Annotated in this window: 20 protein-coding genes and 1 other RNA gene; 7 read left to right on the top strand and 14 right to left on the bottom strand. The window is 36.2% G+C overall.

All coding sequences use genetic code 11. From position 1 onward, the window contains the following. Nucleotides 1-57: 57 nt before the first annotated feature. The 6 genes from I6760_RS08580 to I6760_RS08555 all read right to left on the bottom strand — a co-directional run bounded on the left by I6760_RS08580 (nt 58) and on the right by I6760_RS08555 (nt 4,327). Complete coding sequence (locus I6760_RS08580; RefSeq protein ID WP_231036172.1) at nt 58-1,035, bottom strand: sugar ABC transporter substrate-binding protein; 978 nt, start codon at nt 1,033-1,035, stop codon at nt 58-60. A gap of 264 nt (nt 1,036-1,299) precedes the next feature. After that, nucleotides 1,300-1,587, bottom strand: a complete 288-nt coding sequence (locus tag I6760_RS08575; protein WP_196594050.1) for a hypothetical protein — start codon at nt 1,585-1,587, stop codon at nt 1,300-1,302. Nucleotides 1,588-1,618: 31 nt separating this feature from the next. After that, nucleotides 1,619-2,431: a PTS system mannose/fructose/sorbose family transporter subunit IID gene (locus tag I6760_RS08570; RefSeq protein ID WP_196594049.1), complete on the bottom strand. Its 813-nt coding sequence runs from the start codon at nt 2,429-2,431 to the stop codon at nt 1,619-1,621. Nucleotides 2,432-2,433: 2 nt separating this feature from the next. Continuing rightward, a complete protein-coding gene (locus I6760_RS08565; protein ID WP_196594048.1) occupies nt 2,434-3,282 on the bottom strand; it encodes a PTS mannose/fructose/sorbose/N-acetylgalactosamine transporter subunit IIC in 849 nt (282 codons plus the stop codon). A 115-nt stretch (nt 3,283-3,397) separates the two neighbouring features. Next, nucleotides 3,398-3,892 (bottom strand): PTS system mannose/fructose/N-acetylgalactosamine-transporter subunit IIB, encoded by a 495-nt coding sequence (locus I6760_RS08560; protein ID WP_196594047.1) that lies wholly within the window; start codon nt 3,890-3,892, stop codon nt 3,398-3,400. 12 nt (nt 3,893-3,904) lie between these two features. Further along, the gene (locus I6760_RS08555) at nt 3,905-4,327 is read right to left on the bottom strand and encodes a PTS sugar transporter subunit IIA (RefSeq protein WP_196594046.1); all 423 of its coding nucleotides are present in this window, start codon (nt 4,325-4,327) and stop codon (nt 3,905-3,907) included. A 296-nt stretch (nt 4,328-4,623) separates the two neighbouring features. Here I6760_RS08555 and I6760_RS08550 point away from each other — a divergent pair, with 296 nt between their 5' ends. Next, a complete protein-coding gene (locus tag I6760_RS08550; protein WP_196594045.1) occupies nt 4,624-4,866 on the top strand; it encodes a heavy-metal-associated domain-containing protein in 243 nt (80 codons plus the stop codon). 102 nt (nt 4,867-4,968) lie between these two features. On the opposite strand, the gene I6760_RS08545 is transcribed toward I6760_RS08550, so the two are convergent. After that, nucleotides 4,969-5,985: a glycosyltransferase gene (locus I6760_RS08545; protein ID WP_196594044.1), complete on the bottom strand. Its 1,017-nt coding sequence runs from the start codon at nt 5,983-5,985 to the stop codon at nt 4,969-4,971. Nucleotides 5,986-6,031: 46 nt separating this feature from the next. Here I6760_RS08545 and I6760_RS08540 point away from each other — a divergent pair, with 46 nt between their 5' ends. Beyond that, on the top strand, nt 6,032-6,670 hold the full coding sequence (locus tag I6760_RS08540) for a hypothetical protein (RefSeq protein ID WP_196594043.1): 639 nt from the start codon (nt 6,032-6,034) through the stop codon (nt 6,668-6,670). Here I6760_RS08540 and I6760_RS08535 read toward each other — a convergent pair. After that, nucleotides 6,662-7,618 carry a bifunctional riboflavin kinase/FAD synthetase gene (locus I6760_RS08535; RefSeq protein WP_196594042.1) on the bottom strand — a complete coding sequence of 319 codons (957 nt, stop codon included), beginning with the start codon at nt 7,616-7,618 and terminating at the stop codon, nt 6,662-6,664. The genes I6760_RS08540 and I6760_RS08535 overlap by 9 nt on opposite strands. Nucleotides 7,619-7,711: 93 nt before the next feature. Between I6760_RS08535 and cobU the strand changes: the two genes are divergently transcribed. The 4 genes from cobU to I6760_RS08515 all read left to right on the top strand — a co-directional run bounded on the left by cobU (nt 7,712) and on the right by I6760_RS08515 (nt 13,668). Continuing rightward, a complete protein-coding gene (cobU, locus tag I6760_RS08530) occupies nt 7,712-8,251 on the top strand; it encodes a bifunctional adenosylcobinamide kinase/adenosylcobinamide-phosphate guanylyltransferase (RefSeq protein ID WP_196594041.1) in 540 nt (179 codons plus the stop codon). Nucleotides 8,252-8,336: 85 nt separating this feature from the next. Further along, nucleotides 8,337-9,116 (top strand): adenosylcobinamide-GDP ribazoletransferase, encoded by a 780-nt coding sequence (cobS, locus tag I6760_RS08525; RefSeq protein ID WP_196594040.1) that lies wholly within the window; start codon nt 8,337-8,339, stop codon nt 9,114-9,116. 121 nt (nt 9,117-9,237) lie between these two features. After that, nucleotides 9,238-9,855 carry an alpha-ribazole phosphatase gene (cobC, locus tag I6760_RS08520; protein ID WP_196594039.1) on the top strand — a complete coding sequence of 206 codons (618 nt, stop codon included), beginning with the start codon at nt 9,238-9,240 and terminating at the stop codon, nt 9,853-9,855. Between the two features lie 54 nt (nt 9,856-9,909). Beyond that, nucleotides 9,910-13,668, top strand: a complete 3,759-nt coding sequence (locus I6760_RS08515) for a PolC-type DNA polymerase III (protein ID WP_196594038.1) — start codon at nt 9,910-9,912, stop codon at nt 13,666-13,668. 52 nt (nt 13,669-13,720) lie between these two features. On the opposite strand, the gene ssrS is transcribed toward I6760_RS08515, so the two are convergent. Beyond that, nucleotides 13,721-13,903: non-coding RNA, 6S RNA (gene ssrS, locus I6760_RS08510), on the bottom strand. Nucleotides 13,904-14,313: 410 nt separating this feature from the next. On the opposite strand from ssrS, the gene I6760_RS08505 reads away from it, so the two are divergent. Then, nucleotides 14,314-14,643, top strand: coding sequence for a hypothetical protein (locus I6760_RS08505; protein WP_196594037.1), 330 nt, complete (start codon nt 14,314-14,316; stop codon nt 14,641-14,643). Between the two features lie 74 nt (nt 14,644-14,717). Here the strand turns inward: I6760_RS08505 and I6760_RS08500 are convergent, their stop codons facing one another. The 5 genes from I6760_RS08500 to I6760_RS08480 form a co-directional block, all read right to left on the bottom strand. Further along, complete coding sequence (locus tag I6760_RS08500; protein WP_196594036.1) at nt 14,718-15,398, bottom strand: hypothetical protein; 681 nt, start codon at nt 15,396-15,398, stop codon at nt 14,718-14,720. Between the two features lie 395 nt (nt 15,399-15,793). Then, nucleotides 15,794-16,795, bottom strand: coding sequence for an ABC transporter substrate-binding protein (locus I6760_RS08495; RefSeq protein ID WP_196594035.1), 1,002 nt, complete (start codon nt 16,793-16,795; stop codon nt 15,794-15,796). 28 nt (nt 16,796-16,823) lie between these two features. Beyond that, nucleotides 16,824-17,630: an ABC transporter ATP-binding protein gene (locus I6760_RS08490; RefSeq protein ID WP_196594034.1), complete on the bottom strand. Its 807-nt coding sequence runs from the start codon at nt 17,628-17,630 to the stop codon at nt 16,824-16,826. A gap of 21 nt (nt 17,631-17,651) precedes the next feature. Then, nucleotides 17,652-18,443, bottom strand: coding sequence for an ABC transporter permease (locus I6760_RS08485; RefSeq protein ID WP_196594033.1), 792 nt, complete (start codon nt 18,441-18,443; stop codon nt 17,652-17,654). A gap of 219 nt (nt 18,444-18,662) precedes the next feature. Next, nucleotides 18,663-20,675 (bottom strand): urocanate hydratase, encoded by a 2,013-nt coding sequence (locus I6760_RS08480; RefSeq protein ID WP_196594032.1) that lies wholly within the window; start codon nt 20,673-20,675, stop codon nt 18,663-18,665. Nucleotides 20,676-20,706 lie beyond the last annotated feature (31 nt).

The following is a 20,706-nucleotide window of genomic DNA, read 5'->3' as shown; positions in this document are numbered from 1 at the left end:
CATTAAAAATGTATAGAATATACTGTATGGCTACTGCCGATTTGTTGTTTTTCATTTTTAATCCCATCCATCGACATTATATTTATCTATATTTTCTTTGGTAAGAAGTATTGTTTGTAATTCCACCAATTTCCTTCTATTCGTGCCAGCTAATATTTCATATGCCTTTTCAGCAGCAATTTGTCCTAATCTGCGCGGTGACTGGGCTGCCGTAGCTGTCATATTTCCCTTGGCTATCATTTCCTTAGTTTCAGGAGCTCCATCAACTCCATATACTTTTATCTTAGACAACCGCCCGGCATTCTTCAAAGCAGCCATTACCCCCATTGCCGCTGGATCGTTCAACGCCATCACTACTTCAATATCATTATGTCTTTTCATAAGTTTTTCCATAGCCGGCATCGCCAGCTCAAGCTGTCCCTTGCATTCAGCCGAATCAATCACCTTAAAAGCCAAATGTCCTCTTATCGTATCAGTAAAACCGTTTATCCTATCAACTGCTGACTTGGCCTGTGAATGTTCTATCAATACAATATTGCCGCCTGATAAGTGAGACAGCATATGTTCTGCGCATTGTACCCCCGCCTCATAATTATCAGAAACAACTGTACAGGCAACATATTTTTCATCCTGAACATTTGTATCAATAGCAATTACCGGCACATGTGCCTTATAGGCAATTTCCAATGCTGGTTTCATCTTTTTCCAGTCTACTGCATTCAAAAATAATATCTGCACACCATCATTAATGAGTTCTTGTATTTCCCTTGTCTGCCTTTTTACGCTAAGTGCAGAATCCCTGGTCAACAACACGTCCCCATTTTTTTCCACAGTTGTACGTATTTCGTCATTAATAATTTCATAAAAAGGATTATTCAGTGTCATATATACCGCCCCGAATTTTTTACGATGCTCATATTTTCTTGCTGAATAGTCTTGTGACAATACATGCTTTATAAATACAGTAGCTATGCCGATCGCTACCGCTAATAATATAATAATAATTAAATAATATAATACTTTTTTATTGTTCATGCTTGTTTTCCCTAATAAATTTATCCTGAATCCTGTTTATATCCGCAATGTCTGCCCACTCTTACAATCCACTAAATTAATTCATAAACTATACATTATAATATATTTACTTTTCACCTAACGCAAGATAAAATCATAAGCAAAAAGACCTGCTAACATAATATGCTGGCGCAATTTTATTTTGCTATTTTTGCGGCAAAATTTATATACGAGAAAAAGAAGCTGCCCCCGTATCTTAAATTATCGGAAAACAGCCTCTTTTTCTTATTTAATATTTTGTCTGGTCAAAAATAATATCTTAGCCACATTTTTACGTCCATTGCGAATACCTTTAGCTACAACACACGCGCTGGCAATAGATATAAAGATAAACAACATCCCACTTAATTCAGCAATTATATGGATTTCATTTTTACTTATTCCCCACCAGATCAAAACCACTCCCACTGCTGATAGTGCTATAAGGAACCGAAACCACTTTACTAAATTCCCTATCATTTTCAGCTGCATTCCAGCTTCAAAATCCAGATTATTTTTTTCCAATAAATTCATTTTCAATACCTCGTACAACAACAGGACAGCATCAATATGATAATCCAGGGTTGAAAAAACCTGCTAAAACACCTACAAATGCTATAATTGCCAGCAGCAGCATAACCATTGTCGGTGAAATATTCTTTTTAGTCATGAGCCACCAGCAAAATACAACTGTTATTCCTGAAAGCATTTTAGGATAAATTCCGTCAAGTGTTTTTTGTAAGTGACCGCCGCCCGGAAGTACCAGCGATGTATGAATATTTATCCAAGAGGCCGCTACGGCCCCCATTACTATCGTCCCAATCATTATTATAGAATCACGTATGGCCTTAGCCTGTTCTCCAACCAATATTTCAACGGCTTTGCCACCTAATTCATAGCCTTTAAAATATGCAAATTTCATTCCAAACCACATCAATGCATTCCACACAACAATATAGAAAATTGCTCCCAATGGATTACCTCCGCCAGATAGTCCCAAACCAATCCCCAGCAAAATAGGGATCAAAGTACCAACAATCATTGAGTCACCAATTCCTGCTAACGGACCCATAAGTCCAGCCCGTATACCGTTTATGGCCTCTCCATCTATAGGCTGATTATTAGCCTTTGCTTCTTCTAATCCTGCTGTCATCCCTACTACCATTGTCCCAATCTGCGGTTCTGTATTGAAAAAAGCCGTGTAAGTATGCATCGCTTCCTTTTGTTTTTCCTTATCATCATACAATTCTTCTACAACTGGAAGCATCGCACATAAATAGCCAAAAGTCTGCATATGTTCTTGTGAAAAGCAGGTCAGATTACCATAAAACCATGTTAAAAAAGATTTATTCAAAGTCTTTCTTGATAGTTTTTTCATAATTATATATCCTCCTCATCATCGTCATTATTATCAGGTCCAGAGGCTGATGCTGTTTTTTTACTTTGCAGCATTATTATCTTATAATTTATCACCGCAAAAAATGAGCCTATGATAGCTGCTGCAATAAGATTGAGTCCCAGACAGGCAGCCAATGTAAAGCCAAAGAAAAATGTTACAAAATCTATCATCTTAGTTACAACCTGTTTTAATAATATGGCTATCCCAACTGCTGGCAGTAGACTGCCTACTGTAAACAAAGTTTTCATAGCTATTCCATCCATTGGCAGATAAGCTTTCATTATATCAACCATACCTGCCCCTGCCATTGTTATTATTACGGTTGGCAGAAAGGAACATATGATATGCGATATCCACGGCAGTCCCATATCAACAAGATATAATTTTTTAAAATCACCTTTTTCTACAGCTTTCCAGCCAATATGCTGCCATATAAGATTCATCGTTGCTGTCCCATAAAATAAAACTGTACCTAGTGTGCCAACAGCTGCTCCCAGTGCCGCTGCCATTGACTGGGCCTGTGCTGTATTAGGATCAAGCCCCATCCCCTTTACCGCACAGATAGCCAAAGGAATCCCAATATAACTTATCGCACGAACATCAGCAGATACTGTTCCTCCTGGTGTTACAAGTGCTATATAAATGACCTGAATAGCCGCACCGATTATTATCCCTGTTTTTACATCACCTAAAATTAATCCCACAACGAGTCCAGCTACCAGCGGGCGGCCTAATGTATAATTACCAAATGTCGTTCCTCCTAATCCAGGCATACTTGACAGACAGGCACAAATTCCTAATATAATAGCTTGGAATAAATTAATTTCCATAAAAATTCCCCTCTTTCAAAAAAATATATAAATTCTTCCAATAAGCAGCTAAAACACCTTTAAGATACAACTGTAATTCATAATTTAGTTGTATAATACTAAGCAGGACAACGAATTATTTAAAACCAAACTGCCCGCGAAACTTTTTCCAATTCCCAATTGCTTTTTCTTTTATAAGAGCAAATTCTATTTCATATCCTGCCAGCATTATATCTTCAAGTGCTTGTGCTTCTTCCTGTGTTATTGACTGATTATTACCAAGTTCCACCGCTCCAGGCCGATCATTGCATGGACCTATTACTATAGTTTTTACTCCGGGGACAAATCTTTGATCTACAAGAATTTTCTTCATGTCAAGCGGATTTTTTGTAATCAAAAAATACCGGCTGTCACTGTCTAAAACTTTTTGGCATTTTTTCTGCCATGCTTCCATAGTCCAAACAAAAGTCTTTTTACCGGAAGCACTTTTATATGCTGCTTTTAATACCGAATTAACAGCAGCAGCATCATTAACTGCTACTATACCATCACAGGGATATTCTAAAGCCCAGCGGGTACAGGTCTGACCATGTATCATCCGATCATCTACTCTGACAAATGTAATTGACATAATAAATCTCTCCTAAATATCTTCATCTGTTATTTCATCATTTTCGATTATAAATTCTTTTATCCCATTTTGGGCTTCTTTCAACAACAAAGGAATATCATCGCAAACATTTTTACCACCTAATATCACATTCAAAGCCATTGGCAGATTCATTCCACCAAATATCCGGCTATTTGGCAGCAATCTTTTTTTATTTAATATATTTACTGCCGTCGTCAATGGAGACCCACCTATAATATCTGCCAATAATATGATTTTATCTTCATATTTTATATTTTGTAGAATTTTTTCGAAATTTTCTGCATACTCATCATTTGACATTCCATCCTTTAAACTAGTCGAAAAAACATTTTCACGTTCTCCCGCAATCATTTGAACAGCTGTATGAAGCCCTGGCGCCAGTTCACCATGGCTTACCATTATTACATAAACCATCTTTTTTCTCCCTTCAAATATATTTTAATAAAATAATCTGTTATAAAATCATTTGCAATTTTTTTACAATTATAAATTTATCAAAATATCATTAAATTTATAATTGCAAAATGTAATTATTTATAAAAAAATTACATTACATTTATCACTTTTTTATATTTTAACCCATACTAACCCCTAGGGGAGCTTGTATGATAATAAATATATGGGTATAATTGATTTTATAAATATTTTTTAGCTGAAAAAGGGGTATCTATTACCCTGTAAGAATTCTATTTTAGAGGAGTGATTTTATCATGTGCAAAGAATGCGGCTGTGAATCAATGGGGAAAAATACCCGTCTGCAGTTTATTGTAAAAGGTTATACTTCAGAAACTGCCAAAAAAATGGAAGAAATACTTTTGGGAATGTCTGGTGTATTATTTGTCCATATCCATGCTAATGAAGGCGAAACAACCGTAGACTACAATCCGGCAAAAACAAAACTACTCGACATAGTCAATGCTTTTGAAACACAGGGGCTGGAGGCAGTTTTATAAAATTCACTCTCCTGCTAGTTCATCAGGTACTCTTATCCATAATGAAAATATCCCTTTACTATAAACAATTGTTTATAGTAAAGGGATATTTTCATAAATAATCTATTTTCTTATATCATTCACCACACAATTAAATAATTTTATTACCGCGTCAAGCATAATACCGACTATTGGTGTTCCTCTGCCAAAATATTCAGCAGCAATTTTTCCCCGCAACAATTTCTGCTCCTCTGGTTTTGCTTTTTTATAAAAAGGAACAACATAGCATGTTAATATTCCAAAAAAGAAATTGCTTTCTATTTCCTGACTCATTTCTTTTGTTAGATTATGTTGTATTTTTATAAATTTATCCAGACAAATAAAAAATTCGTATATATGCGAAAAATCTTCAACGGTAATACATTTATGACAAATCGAATCATAATGCTGATAATAATAATAAAGCGTTTCATCTGTACAAACATATTTTTCCGCGTAAAACATTGCTGTCAGGCAAAACAACCAGTCTTCACCATAACATGGTAATAAAAACTTTATATTATTTTTTTCCAGAAAACTCCGCCGATATAATTTATTCCATACAACAAATTCTATTTTATTGATATACTCTATTAAAGCCGGCCCACCAGCAAATACTCCTTTCTCCGGTACATATGAGCGTAAATAACCATCATCACTGACTTTTTCAAAACCACATACTGCTATTTCTGCCCCTGATTTCACAGCTATATCATATAGCGTCAAAAAAAATTTTTCTTCGATAAAATCATCGCTGTCGATAAAAGCAATATACTGTCCTCTTGCGTGTTTTAACCCAATATTACGGCATACTCCAGGGCCAGTTACCCCTTTATTATAAAACAAATGTATATTTTCTATACATCCATAATATTCATTAACAAATTCACCACTTCCATCAGTGGAATTATCATCTACAATAATAAGCTCTATTTCTTCCAATGATTGTGCTAATACACTATCAACTGCCCGACCGATATACTTTCTAGCATTTTTCATAGCAATAATCACAGATATTTTTATCATTATATTTGTATCCGGCATTATTAATTCTCCTAAAACATTATTATCCATCTTATTGACCACAAGATATTTTTTCATTATACTGAAATTATTGCATTAACAAAATTTAAACGGAGGTACTTTCATGCGTTTACGATCAATTCTAGCGATATTTATAACTTTGTCATTTGCTGTATTTACTATGGGAATGACAAGCGTTCCCACTAATACAACATTTACCTGCAATGGCTTAAAACTCCAGGATAATTATAATTCCATGCTGAAAACATTTGGCTCGCCCTGGTACAGTGATGACCGTTTTGTCTATGGAAGAGCTGTGAAATACTATATTTACCATGACAATACCCAAATAGGCATTGCCAAAAAAACAGGCAAAATTGTCGATATAATTATTTCTGACAGAAAATACCAGCTGAACAACAATATACGTCTTGGTGCTACCCCTTACAAAATGCAATCTGTCTTTGGTAAGGGCACCAAAACTATGCTTGATGGAAAAATGTATTTTATATATAATTTAAAGACAGCCCCTAAAGAACGTCTTTTGCTCCAGCTTGATTCCATGCAGGATTATCTTGTAGGTGTAAGGCTAACATCCCTGCCCCTGGATGATGAAGAAGCTGACAAGGCAATGTATAATGACACCGCTGAATTGGACGACAACATCCTAAACCACAACAATATAGACACAAGTGCCGTCATTACCAACAAAAATCCTGTTCCTGCAATAAAAATAAAAGTTGCCGCTGCAAAATCATGGTAAAATATTATCTATTCGGCTATCTCTATAATTTTTCAAATAATTCTTCGTATCTTCTATATCTTTATTCATCTGAATTATCAATTTAGCCGCAGACGAAAATTTCTCTTCGCCACGCAGTTTTTTCAAAAAACACACTTTTATGGTCTGTCCATAAATATCTTTATCAAATTCAAATATATTTACTTCGACCCGTCTAGCTTTAACATTAAATGTTGGATTATCACCTATATTGGCAGCACCTTGGTATTTTTTCCCGCCAACATATACTAATGCTGCGTATACACCATCAGGAAGCATTACATATTTATCGGATATATATATATTTGCTGTTGGTATTCCTAAAATATGACCGCGATGTTCCCCATGTACAACTTCACCTTCTATATAAAAAGGATGCCCCAACAATTCATTAGCCAGTGCCAACTTCCCATCAAGCAATGCATGCCGAACCCGGGAACTGCTTACTATTTTATTATGAAGATATGCTGCATCAGGAATTTCTGCTATAAATCCATATTCTTTTTCTTTATCCTGGAGAAACTGTGGTGTTCCTTCTCCTTTATAGCCAAACGTACAGTTAGGGCCAACCACTATATATCGCGGTGACAAATTTTCCTGAAGCATCTTAAGGAAATCGGCCGGTGATATATCAGCAAATTTTTTTGTAAAAGGAATATTCATTAGTATATCTATTCCCAATTCGCTTAATTCTTTCTCTTTACATCTATTATTGCTTATTTTTCGCGGCACTCGTTCAGGTGCTATTATTTCCAGCGGATGATTAGAAAAAGTAAATACAATACTTTTCCCATTTATTTTTTCAGCGAGCTGCGTAGCCCGTCTTATAATCTTTTGATGACCTATATGAACACCGTCAAAAGTTCCCAAAACAACAACATTATTTTTAAACTTTGCCGTTATATTAGTAATCTTTTCATAAACCAGCATATTTTATACTCCTAACAAGAAATATTCAATTAAATCTTTTCTACTGTATCATAAATTCAATAAAAGGTAAACCTTTTATAACCGGAGGCATTTATGGGTAAAATAATCTTAATAACAGGCGGCGCCCGCAGCGGCAAAAGCAAATTTGCTGAAGAATTAGTAAAAAGCCAGGGAAAACCCCAAGCCTACATTGCCACTGCCCAGATATTTGATGAAGAAATGAAGCAGCGCGTAGCCTTGCATAAAAAACGCCGTGCTGATGACTGGTATACTGTAGAAGCCCCTTTTAATGCAGAAAATGCTATTGAGCAATGCCAAGACTTTCCTGCCATTCTTTTTGATTGCATGACTGTATATACGAGCAATATTATCTGCTCATATGATATAGAAAAATTGACTCCTGCAAAAATCCAGAATAAAATTCTTACCGCTATTAAAAAACTTATCGAGGCCGCAAAAAAACACATTGGCACTACTGTTTTTGTCACCAATGAAGTTGGCTCAGGAATTGTTCCCGAAAATAAGCTGGCTAGACAGTACCGTGATATAGCTGGTCTTTGCAACCAATATACAGCCCAGGCTGCCGATAAAGTTTATTTTATCGTTTCCGGTATTCCGTTAAAAATAAAATAAACTATGCCATTGCTGACAGCATTTTTTTAGCTGCATATATACAGTACAGACAAACCAATTTTTTCAGAAGAAGGTGTTTTTATTCTTGAATTCTTTTTTTACCGGATTACTTTTTTTGACCCGGATTCCTATAAAATATAATGCCTCATGGACTGAACAGGCTTGTGGCAGCAGTGTCAAATATTTTGCTGTTATTGGGGCTATTTTAGGAATCATCAATAGTTTAGGAGCTTTTATATTACTTACAGTTTTTCCGCATATATTTAATATAAATATTCCTGTTTTGCTGGGAAGTTTTTTCCTTTTGACTTTAAATATAATATCTACTGGTGCAATACATTGTGATGGCTATACTGACACCATGGACGGCTTACTATCTGGTAGAAAAAAAGAGCGCATGCTGGAAATAATGAAAGACAGCCGTGTCGGAGCTCACGGAACCACATCACTCATAATGCTTTTATTGGGAAAATATTCTGCGATAGCAGCTCTTTATACATATACAGCTACAGATCCATTCATATTATGCAGTGCCTTATTCCTAATGCCCGTCATTGGCCGGCTGTCTATGGTAATAGGAATAACTTTATTTCCTTATGCCCGCAAAGAAGGATTAGGCAAAGCTTTTTCTCTTTATTCCAATAAGAACTCACTTTATATAGTTTTATCATCGGTAATTATATGTCTTATCATTAATTATCCATACTTTTGGCAGGGACTTTATTCCCTCATCCTTGTCAGCATTTTTGCTTTTATCTTCTGTCGGTATGTGACCGGCAAACTAGGCGGCCTTACTGGAGATGTATACGGTGCCACCACCGAAATAAGCGAGTTGTTTGTACTAATTATATATGCTGTATTTTAGCACCACAAAATATGTTATACTATTAAAAGCTTATTAAAAAGCTAATATATATATTCTTTATATTTCTATAATAACCTACTATCAATAAAACACTATTACTTACCACAGGGAGTAAAAATTCATGCTTACAAAAATTATCCTTATCCGCCATGGTCGAACTAATTGGAATATAGAAGGACGTTTTCAAGGACAATCCGACATTGCTCTTATTCCCGAAGGAATAGCTCAAGCTAAAAAACTGGCTGAAAACTTTCCCTTAACTAAACTTGATGCTGTATACTGCAGTGATTTAAAACGGACACGCTGCACAGCTGAAATAATAGCCAAAAAATTTAACCTGCCACTCACGCCAACTAAAAATTTACGTGAAATGAATTTTGGACAATGGGAAGGAATGTTATTTGAGGATATCAACAAAAAATGGCCTAATGTCATAAAAAATTTTTTTGACGACCCTTTGTCTGTAAATATTCCCGAGGGAGAAAGTTTCCCCGAAGTACAACACAGAGCTATGCAATCTTTAAAAAAAATTATTGCCGCAAATAATGGTAAGAATGTAGCTATTATCGCGCATGGCGGGGTAAACAGGGCTATTTTATCATCTACTGTCCATATTCCTCTTCAGTATATCTGGTCAATAAGCCAAAGCAACACCGCTTACAATATAATGTCTTATAATGATAAATATGACAAATTTTATATAGAAACAATAAATAACACATCACACTTATTAATATAAAATATGTGCTACATTATATTAATGAATCATTTTGAAAGAGGCACTTGATAATTTATGAGTAAATTTCGTATCATTCCGCAATCAGGTGATAAATTCCGCCATTTACTTGATTCTCTTCCCTTAAATGAACAATTTATGGCTCTATTAAAAGCCTGTACTATAAAACATGTGGAAATAGACTTAAAAAATAATACATGGGAAATTCTTTTAAACACCTACAAATATTTACCAGAAGAAATGCTGGAACAAGCTGCCAGCTTTATTGCCGGTAACTGCGGTGTGAATGAAGTTATATTTTATCAGGATATTATTGATTTTGCTGCCCAAATTGATAAGAACTGGTCAAAAATAATCACAGCTGCTTCTAATGGAAATCCCACCGTAAAGGCTCTGCTGCGTACTTCGCAGCATATTATTGATGGCAATATGCTTACTTTGGAAATAAAAGGTGACATCGCCGAAGAAATTCTTCATGCCCATAGTGTTAATAAAACATTGAAGGACACCATATACGAATTACTCGACTTAGAATGCCGTGTCACTTTTAATGCTGTTGATAATGTAGAAACAGCCAAAGAACAAAGTGAATATATAATGGTTGATTATACACCGCCACCAATTATTGACAAACCCGACGAAAAAACAGCTCCTGCTGCCAAAACTTACAAATCTTCTTATGGCAGCGGATACCGACGTCAATCCGGGCCACCACCTAACAGCACTGATCCAGGCTGGATATATGGTCGCCGTATCACAGGAAATATAATGCCTATTGACGAAATAGACGGTGAAATGAAAACTGCTGTGCTACTGGGAAAAATTAATAATATAACCAATCGTGAATTTAAGACTGGTAACAATTTACTTACATTTGAACTAGCTGACAAAACCAATGGTATAGACTGTAAAATATTTTTCAAAGACAAAACTGAATTTGAACGCGTTAATAATAATTTATCCAATGGTTTAATAGTTAAAGTTGCCGGCAGTATACGTTTTGATAGTTTCAACAATGATTTCGTCATAATGCCCAGCAGTATTTATCAGGGAGAAATGAAAACCCGCCTGGATCATGCTGCCAAAAAACGTGTTGAATTGCACGCCCATACCCATATGAGCAATATGGATGCAGTAGTTTCTGCCAAGGATCTCATTTGTACAGCTGCAAAATGGGGTTGGCCGGCAATTGCTATAACAGATCATGGAGTAGTTCAAGCCTTTCCTGAAGCTGCTAAAACTATTGCTGATAAAAAACTTAATATAAAAATCATATATGGTCTTGAAGGCTACTTAATATATGATGAACAACAAAAACGTGCTAATCATATCATCCTTTTGGCACAAAATGCCATTGGCCTACGCAACATTTACCGGCTTGTATCCTTATCTCATTTAAAATATCTGCAAAAACGCCCACGTATCCCTAAAAAAATCTTATCAGAATATCGGGAGGGAATAATCGTTGGTTCCGCCTGTGAAGCCGGTGAATTAATCCGCGCCATAGTTGCCGGTCAAAATGATGATGAACTGCTTGAAATTGCTTCTTTTTATGATTACCTTGAAATACAGCCCATTGGTAATAATGAGTTTTTAGTACGCAGTGATAATTTTCCTGAAATAAAAAATGATGATGATCTGCGAAAAATAAACTTAAAAGTAGTGGAACTGGCTCGTAAACTTAACAAAATGATCATCGCTACATGCGATGTTCATTTCTTGAATCCTGAAGACAATATTTATCGCGCAATCCTTATGTCGGGAAAAGGATTCAAGGATGCTGATCTGCAGCCACCATTATTTTTACGTACAACAGAAGAAATGCTCAAGGAGTTTGATTATCTTGGGGAAGAACTTGCCTATAATGCAGTAGTAGAAAATCCTCGCAAAATTGCTGAAATGGTCGACATTATAAAACCAATCCCTGATGATTTATATTCACCTATGATCCCTGGTGCTGATGAGCAGATTCATGATATGAGCTATGCCAAAGCTAAAATATTATACGGGGAAAATCTCCCACCAATTGTATCAGAACGACTTAAACTGGAATTAAAATCCATTATCGGTCACGGTTTTGCTGTATTATACTTAATCGCCCACAAACTTGTAAAAAAATCTCTTGATGACGGTTATCTTGTTGGCTCGCGAGGATCAGTAGGTTCATCTTTTGTAGCAACTATGACTGATATAACAGAAGTAAACCCGCTGCCACCGCATTGGCGTTGTCCAAAATGCCGCAACAGCGAATTTATTACTGATGGATCTTATGGCTGCGGATTCGACCTGCCAGACAAAAACTGCCCTTACTGCGGCACAAAAATGATAAAAGACGGCCACGACATCCCATTTGCTGTATTTATGGGCTTTGATGGCGATAAAGTTCCTGATATAGACTTAAATTTTTCCGGTGACTATCAGCCAGTTGCCCATAAATATACAGAAGAACTTTTCGGCAAAGATAATGTTTTTCGTGCCGGTACCATAGCAACCGTTGCTGATAAAACGGCATATGGGTATGTACGAGGTTATTTCAATGATAAAGGATTAAAAAAACGTGATGCATACATTAACAGTCTTGTAGCCGGCTGTACTGGTGTAAAACGAACTACTGGCCAGCATCCTGGCGGTATTATGGTTATCCCGCGCAACATGGACGTCCATCATTTCACCCCGATCCAGCATCCTGCTGATGACAAAGATACTGCAACTATAACGACACATTTCGACTATCATTCAATAAGCAGCCGTCTGGTAAAGCTTGATATTCTGGGACATGATGATCCTACTGTTATAAAAATGCTGGAAAACATTACTCATCGTGATCCTAAGACTATTCCATTCGATGATCCTGCGACTATGAGTCTTTTCTCCTCTACTGATGCATTAGGTGTTACCCCAGAAGAATTAGGCGCAACATCCGGTACTTTTGGCATTCCCGAATTTCGTACTCCTTTTACCCGCCAAATGATCGATGATACCCATCCACAGAAATTCAGTGACCTTGTGCGCATAAGCGGATTCTCCCACGGAACTGATGTATGGCTAAACAATGCCCAAGACTTAATTAAAAACAAGACCTGCACTCTTTCTGATGCTATATCAGCCCGTGATGATATTATGATGTACCTTATGCATAAGGGTATAGAGCCACTCCTGGCATTTAAAACAATGGAAAATGTCCGTAAAGGACGCGGTATAAAAGATGATGTTGTTGCCAAACTAAAAGAAGGCGGTATTCCTGACTGGTTTATTGATTCCTGCCAGAAAATAAAATACCTTTTCCCGCGGGCACATGCAACAGCTTATGTCATGATGGCATATCGTATTGCTTTCTGCAAAGTGCATTATCCTTTAGCTTTTTATACTGCATATTTCTCCATCAGGGCTGATGAATTTGATGCTCATCTTATTGCTCAGGGAAAAAATGCCATAAGAAAAAAACTTGATGAACTTGCCTCACAGGAAAAAATCAAAAAACTTTCCGTCAAAGAAAAAGGCCTTCAAGTTGTTTTGGAATTGTCTTGGGAAATGTATCTGCGTGGTTACAGCATAGAAAAAGTAAACTTATATGAATCCTCTGCTGATAAATTCATCATGCATAAAAAGTCTTTGCTGCCGCCGCTTTCATCACTTCCGGGAGTAGGAATAACAGCTGCACATAATATTGTGGAAGCAAGAAAAAAAGGTGAATTTTCTTCAATAGATGATCTGAAAAAACGTGCTGGTGTACCAACACCTTCTATAGAAATACTACGTGAACACGGCTGCCTTAACGGCATGAACGAAACTGACCAAATAGCTTTATTTGTCTAAAATACAAAATTATTTTTAATAAAAAAATACCACCCATAAAGGGTGGTATTTTATTATGCCCAAAATGCCGTATCTTCCTACATGCCTATACCTGCATATATGCAGGGCGGTACCCTAAGACTATACTTTTGCTATTCGTTCAAGACGATCCAGCAGCTATACATCAAAATCAGGTTCCTTTTTGAATAGAGTAAGGTTAGACATAATTAAAAAGCTACAAACATTACAGGCATAACAAAGCTTATAAACTCTGTGATAATAATATCACAAATAAAACTGTGGTGCAAGACTTGACAAATCACCAGAATTTATATATTGTTGTGCTATTGATTTATTTTTGGTAAAATTAAATTAGGTTATTTATAAATGATCTAAAAGCACTGTTATAAAAATCTTCATTTTCATAATATATATTAATTATTCGCATCGTACTAAATAGAAATACCACCTATGTTCCTATTCAGCTTTTTTTAAACAACAGGGACATAAAGTTGCCGTTTAAAAAATTTCATACCGCATTTTTCCGTTTGCATTTATCAGTGCAATGCGATTAACTATATATACCATTATCATAAAACAGACCTGATATTTTACCTATTTGTCAAAAATCTTGACAATAATTAATAGAAAGAGGTATTTACTTAAATGGATAAGACATTTCGCGTTGCGGTCAATTATTACTGCTTAGAAGATTACAGTGATGTTGGTTATATTGAATATTATATCAAAGAAAAAAAAGCTGATGTATTTTTAAAATCAGAACAAGCCGTAAAATCGGTAAAAGATTTTTTTTCTAAAAATCTAACTATGCAGGTTCCCCATAAAACAATGCATGACTTTACATCAATAACTATAAAACCATTAGAAAATCTAGAAAACTTCAAATTAGCTCTGACCCGTCTTTGGGAAAATACAAATGTTTATGTTGATTGGAGCCGTCCTGTTGATTATGTCATAAAGCACATGAGTAAATAATAAAATATTATTACAGTTAAAAATGTCGCTGACGTTATTACAGATCAAATTACGTCAGCGACATTTTATTATTATCACAAAATATTTTTAACAACATTGTACAACATATTACTACCATTAAATGAAGTATGCAGATACAGCACCTTTTCTCCCGTAGTAACACTATCTATGTTTATAATATCTGCCATACTGTTTCCCATTACTGTCACTTCTTTTAAAGGTGAGTGGTCAATAAACGGCTTAAAATTCACTGTTATATTATTCCCATCAACAGCTGCTACCACACCATATTGATTATCCTTCAATGGATTGCCAAACAACTTTGTCAGCATGCCTATGCTCATTCGAGAAAAAAACCACGATGTAACTGGTCTTCCCACTAATTCTTTTTTATCAATATGAACAATCATCAGCGAATTGTCCTTATTCTGCACAAACTGTGTTATAGTTCCCTGCAAGTCTACCATCCCTGAAGTTTCTGTATCTATATCTGCTTCTATTTTATTATTTGAATGAATAGCAAATTTAATACTTTTAAACTCGGGATAATTACTAATCAATGACTGCAAATAATCATTGACTGCTGATTCCGGCACTGCCACAACTCCATCCTTAAGCTGGTCCAATGTCTGAGCACTCCATGTCTGTTTTATAATATTCTGAGAACTTTCGCTAATAAATCCAAACGCAAAAACAGATTGTGAAGCAAATACTAAAATCATGAAACAAAAAATGACGACCTTTCTAAGTCGCATAGTCAAGCACCTCTTATTATAAAATAATATATTGCTCACCTATTATACATTTTTCTATTATGATATTAAAGATATTTTTACATTAAAAAAAAACTTTTTCAGCTATTATATTATAAAGTAGATATTATCCCTCTTATGCAGAAATGCAATCAGCTGAATATAGCCTATCTGGCATGATCCTGATGTGACAATAACGCCGATAATGCATGGAATCTTACCCAGAACTGGGATAATCTGACCTATTAGGGGCAATATGGTAAAAAATAATATGTGGTAATAAATCACCTTGTTTTAACTAAAAGAGACAACGGACAAACGATCTTCATTCACTAAATATCTTTGTCCGCTGCCTCTTTTATTTTTAATTTTCCCTAATATATTGTTGCTTTATTTTATTATTCAGCCTGCAAAAAACTGCCATCGATTATGTCAGATGCCTTGACATCTTTATTTATTAATCCTAGCTGTTTCCATAACTTAGCAGCCAAGCCGGTAACTTCATAAAATTCTCCTTTTTTATCAACAGTACCAAAGTATTTAAGATTACCAGCCTTATCATAAAATTTTACATCTTTTAATTCACTTTTTACACTTTCAGGTTTTTCTCCAATTTTTTTGGCAATAATCATTATAGCATCATTGGGATTTGTTTTCATGTAATTAATAGCATCATACCATCCGGCGACAATGGCTTTAGCCACTTTGGGATGTTTTTTTACATAATCCTTTTTCATAGCAAAAGTATCTACAATTACACCGGGGCTAGCATTGCTATCCATTAAAGTATGCCCAAATGGTGTTTTTTCAGCTTTTGACAGCCATGGCTGCCATGTAATGGCAGCATCCACTTTTCCAGCGACAAAAGCAGCTCCAGCATCACCAGCAGACATATTCTGCACTTTAAAATCCTTAAGTGTCATACCTTTCTTTTGTAGTAAATACTGAAACCAAAAATAATCTGCCCCACCGGTAGTATCCAAAGCAATTTTCTTCCCTTTAAGATCCTCAATAGTTTTATACTGTTTTTTGGCAACGATTCCGTCGCCACCAGCAGAAGTATCCAGAGCAAGTATCTGTACCAGATTAATACCCGCAGCAGCATTCATAACTTGCGTAGAAATATCAGTCGATACCCCTTGAATTCGATTAGCTGCCAAAGCTGTTTTGCTGTCTGTCTTACTTTCAATAGCTTGAATCTGGACATCAGCACCATGTTTCTTAAAAAACCCTTTTTCCTCTGCAATATAAAGCGGTGCAAAACCTATCCAAGAAGATTGCCCAATAATAATTTTATCTGATTCAGATTTTGCAGTGCTATTTCCACCGCAACCTGCAGCAAATACCATCATTGTAGATACCATAACTACTGCTAATAATTTTTGCCATTTAAATCTCATCTTTTATTCCTCCAATATATAATAATTACTATCTTAAAGCTTTCATACTTTCTTCACGAATTACAGCTGCCGCATGACTTTTATATTTAATAAATTCAGGTGAAGTTTTAACATGATAATCACGTGGTCGAAGAAGTCCTTGACGTATATCCAATATTTCTTTTATTTTTCCAGGACGTGCTGACATAATAGCTACTCTATCTGCTAAAAAAACCGCTTCTTCAATATCATGTGTCACCATAATAATTGTTTTAGGTGATTTCTGCCATATATCAAGCAGTAGTTCTTGCATAACACCTCTGGTCTGCATATCCAATGCACCAAAAGGCTCATCCAATAGTAATACATCTGGATCATTGGCTAAAGCGCGCGCAATAGCTACTCTTTGTCTCATCCCACCAGAAAGTGAATTAGGATATTGCCCCAAAAAATCAGCTAATCCTACAAGTGAAGCATAATGGTCTGCAATTTCCCGAGCTTTTCCTGATGGAATTTTCTTTTGTTTCAAACCAAATTGGATATTTTCAGAAACTGTCATCCACGGAAATAGACTATATGCCTGAAAAACCATGCCTCTATCAGATCCCGGACCTGTTATATTATTTCCCTGATTTATAATTTCACCAGCAGTAGTTTTTTCCAAACCGCATATTATACGCAACAGTGTAGACTTTCCACAGCCAGAAGTACCAAGCAAAGTCAGAAATTCATGGGGATGTACATGCAAGCTGACATCATCCAACGCCAAAATACTGCCTTTTTCAGTATTATAAAGTTTAGTCACATTATTAACATACAATCCCATATTTTCATTTTCTACATCTTTAGTTTGCATTTATATCTCCTTCTTTTCACACTAATCATTCCAAAAAAAGAACTTTTTATGACAGATTTTAAATAAAACATCTATAAACATTCCTATAAATCCAATGGATAAAATCCCCACGAAAATGTTAGCAGTATTCATCATGCGCTGTGATTGTATGATCATAAAACCTATACCTGATGAAGCCCCAACTAATTCAGCAACAATTACATAAGTCCATGCCCAGCCAAGGACCGTTCTAAAAGTATCCATAATGTCAGGCAATGCCTTAGGCAGAATTATTTTCCATAATACATCAGCTTTTGATGTTCCCAGTGTATAAGAAACTTCAATCATTGATCTAGGAACATTTCGCACATTAGTAGCTATCATCAAAATAAGCTGTGGTAAACTACCTAATATTATTACTGCAATTTTTTCTGGTTCATCTATGCCTATCCATAGAATAAATAATGGAATAAATGCTGAAGCGGGTAGATATCTAATAAAAGATACTACATATTCCAAAAAAGCTGCTATAGGCGCATAAGTTCCTATCATAACACCTAAAGGTAATGCTACAACTGCTGCGATAAGGAATCCAGTCATGACACGGAAAACTGTTATCCCTATATCATTCAAAAAATCCCCTCGCATAAATAAATCAGCTGCCGTTTTAACTACAGCTGTGGGAGGCGGCAGAAAAAAAGCGTCCACAGCACCAGTTAGCGTAAATGCTGACCATATTCCTAGAATTATACCAAAAGCAACAGCAGCTATTATAAAGATATATACTGGTTTTATTTTTCCTTTGGGTGTAAAAGCGTTAAGTAATGCTCCCATAATTTCCTCCTAGCATGATAAATGATTTAATTAAATAATATATATTTTTTAATGATGGATTCATTTATATAAAAATAAAAAAAATGGCACTTATCCCTTTCCTAAAAAAGATAAGCACCATTGCTTTTATGATGATAAGTATATACGGTATTTCGCATGATGTCAAGAAAATAAATGTAAAGATGTAACTTGATGGTAAAAATATATTAATGACTATATTTATTTATTAAACATCTTATCCACAAAATTATTTACTAACCCATCATCGGCAACAAATGGAATAGTTATATGCCCTTTACCAGCGTATTTTTTATTAAATTCCTTTGATACCTCTATGGCATGTGGATTACGTGCCCAATTGCGGCGGGCAACACCGCCCATTACATCCCAAAGCATAGCTGATTTTATAATATCGTCGACACGCTTACTGCCGTCAAGAACAAGACCAAAGCCGCCGTTTATGGCTTTGCCAATGCCAGTGCCGCCGCCATTATGCAGAGAAATCATACTCATGCCGCGGGCCGCATTGCCGGCATAACATTGTACAGCCATATCGGCCATGACATTGCTGCCGTCTTTTATATTGGAAGTTTCACGGAAAGGAGAGTCGGTGCCGCTGACATCATGGTGATCACGGCCCAGCATGATCGGTCCTGTTTTTCCTTCTCGTACCAGTTCATTAAATTTAAGAGCTATATTGATGCGTCCTTCAGCATCTTGATAGAGAATACGGGCCTGGGTGCCGACAACCATTTTATTCTTTTCAGCATCGCGAATCCAGTTGTAATTATCTCTGTCCTGATAGCGGCGATTGGGATCAATTGATTCCATGGCAGCTTTATCGGTGGCTATTAAATCCTCATGTCTGCCGCTCAGGCATACCCAGCGAAATGGGCCATAGCCATAATCAAATAGATGTGGTCCCATTATGTCTTCAACATAAGACGGTAAGATAAAGCCGTCTTTTTCGTCAATACCATTTTTGGATAATTCGTTAACACCGGCATCATAAATAGCTTTTAAAAATGAATTACCATAGTCAAAGAAGTAAGTGCCATTTTTGACGCAGGCCATTATCAATTCATAGTGGCGGCGCAGGCTTTTATTGACAAGTTTTTCAAATGTTTCACGATCTTCAGCCAGCATATGGGTACGTTCATCAAAGGTAATGCCCTGAGGACAATAACCACCTTCATAAACAACGTGGCAGGAGGTTTGATCACTCATCAAATCTATTTTTATATTGTTTTTAACGATATATTCGAGTAAATCAACAATATTGCCATGATAAGCAATGGAAACAGTAGTTTTAGCCTGTACATGTTTATTAGCACAGGCAAAGACTTCATCAAGATTAGAAAAACATTTACCGACCCAGCCTTGATCAAGGCGTGTCTTAATGCGTGAATAGTCTACTTCGGCAACGATACCGACACCGTTAGCGATTTCTACGGCCTTAGGCTGGGCACCACTCATGCCGCCAAGACCGGAACTGACAAAAATATGACCGCGTAAGTCACCGTCATTAGGAATGCCAAGATGCATGCGGCCGGCGTTTAATAAGGTATTATATGTACCATGGACAATGCCCTGCGGCCCAATATACATCCAGCCGCCGGCAGTCATCTGACCATAATTGGCTACACCCATTTCTTCAGCGACTTCCCAGTCTTTTTCATTGTCAAACATGCCAATCATCAAAGCATTAGTATTTATTACGCGTGGAGCATCGGGCTTGGAAGGAAATAACCCCAGCGGCATACCCGATTCAACTACAAGTGTTTGTTCATTAGTCATTACTTCGAGATATTTTTTTATAAGATGATAACCAAGCCAGTCATGACAGACACTGCCTGTTTCACCATATGTTACAAGCTCGTAGGGGTATAAGGCTACTTCAAAGTCAAGATTGTTGTCAATCATAACCTGAAAGGCTTTACCCTCAAGGCAATTACCGTTGTATTCATCGATAGGTTTACCATAGATACGACCCTGTGGACGCCATCTGTAAGCATAAATACGACCGTATGTCTTTAGTTCCTGTAGAAATTCTGGTGCAGCTTTTTCATGCAGTTCTTTGGGCAGGTAACGCAGCGCATTTTTTAACGCAACCTTTGTCTGATCTTTGCTTAAATGAAAGCCGCGGCTGGGAGCACGACGAATTCCTTCCTGAAATGCGGGCATAGCAGGAAAAACATTATCCAGTTTTATATCAGTTATAACTTCAACCATTTTTAATTACTCCTTTGTGATAAATTAACAT

It is taken from the genome of Pectinatus sottacetonis, assembly GCF_015732155.1.
In the GTDB taxonomy this organism is placed as follows: domain Bacteria; phylum Bacillota; class Negativicutes; order Selenomonadales; family Selenomonadaceae; genus Pectinatus; species Pectinatus sottacetonis.
The sequence above is the reverse complement of the archived record's forward strand: the minus strand, read 5'-3'. Positions and strand labels throughout refer to the sequence as shown.

Excerpts from the sequence above, each read along its gene's own strand:
- I6760_RS08580 (WP_231036172.1), bottom strand. The coding sequence starts at position 1,035 with ATGAACAATAAAAAAGTATTATATTATTTAATTATTATTATATTATTA.
- I6760_RS08575 (WP_196594050.1), bottom strand. The coding sequence starts at position 1,587 with ATGAATTTATTGGAAAAAAATAATCTGGATTTTGAAGCTGGAATGCAG.
- I6760_RS08570 (WP_196594049.1), bottom strand. The coding sequence starts at position 2,431 with ATGAAAAAACTATCAAGAAAGACTTTGAATAAATCTTTTTTAACATGG.
- I6760_RS08565 (WP_196594048.1), bottom strand. The coding sequence starts at position 3,282 with ATGGAAATTAATTTATTCCAAGCTATTATATTAGGAATTTGTGCCTGT.
- I6760_RS08560 (WP_196594047.1), bottom strand. The coding sequence starts at position 3,892 with ATGTCAATTACATTTGTCAGAGTAGATGATCGGATGATACATGGTCAG.
- I6760_RS08555 (WP_196594046.1), bottom strand. The coding sequence starts at position 4,327 with ATGGTTTATGTAATAATGGTAAGCCATGGTGAACTGGCGCCAGGGCTT.
- I6760_RS08550 (WP_196594045.1), top strand. The coding sequence starts at position 4,624 with ATGTGCAAAGAATGCGGCTGTGAATCAATGGGGAAAAATACCCGTCTG.
- I6760_RS08545 (WP_196594044.1), bottom strand. The coding sequence starts at position 5,985 with ATGAAAAAATATCTTGTGGTCAATAAGATGGATAATAATGTTTTAGGA.
- I6760_RS08540 (WP_196594043.1), top strand. The coding sequence starts at position 6,032 with ATGCGTTTACGATCAATTCTAGCGATATTTATAACTTTGTCATTTGCT.
- I6760_RS08535 (WP_196594042.1), bottom strand. The coding sequence starts at position 7,618 with ATGCTGGTTTATGAAAAGATTACTAATATAACGGCAAAGTTTAAAAAT.
- cobU (WP_196594041.1), top strand. The coding sequence starts at position 7,712 with ATGGGTAAAATAATCTTAATAACAGGCGGCGCCCGCAGCGGCAAAAGC.
- cobC (WP_196594039.1), top strand. The coding sequence starts at position 9,238 with ATGCTTACAAAAATTATCCTTATCCGCCATGGTCGAACTAATTGGAAT.
- I6760_RS08515 (WP_196594038.1), top strand. The coding sequence starts at position 9,910 with ATGAGTAAATTTCGTATCATTCCGCAATCAGGTGATAAATTCCGCCAT.
- I6760_RS08505 (WP_196594037.1), top strand. The coding sequence starts at position 14,314 with ATGGATAAGACATTTCGCGTTGCGGTCAATTATTACTGCTTAGAAGAT.
- I6760_RS08500 (WP_196594036.1), bottom strand. The coding sequence starts at position 15,398 with ATGCGACTTAGAAAGGTCGTCATTTTTTGTTTCATGATTTTAGTATTT.
- I6760_RS08495 (WP_196594035.1), bottom strand. The coding sequence starts at position 16,795 with ATGAGATTTAAATGGCAAAAATTATTAGCAGTAGTTATGGTATCTACA.
- I6760_RS08490 (WP_196594034.1), bottom strand. The coding sequence starts at position 17,630 with ATGCAAACTAAAGATGTAGAAAATGAAAATATGGGATTGTATGTTAAT.
- I6760_RS08485 (WP_196594033.1), bottom strand. The coding sequence starts at position 18,443 with ATGGGAGCATTACTTAACGCTTTTACACCCAAAGGAAAAATAAAACCA.
- I6760_RS08480 (WP_196594032.1), bottom strand. The coding sequence starts at position 20,675 with ATGGTTGAAGTTATAACTGATATAAAACTGGATAATGTTTTTCCTGCT.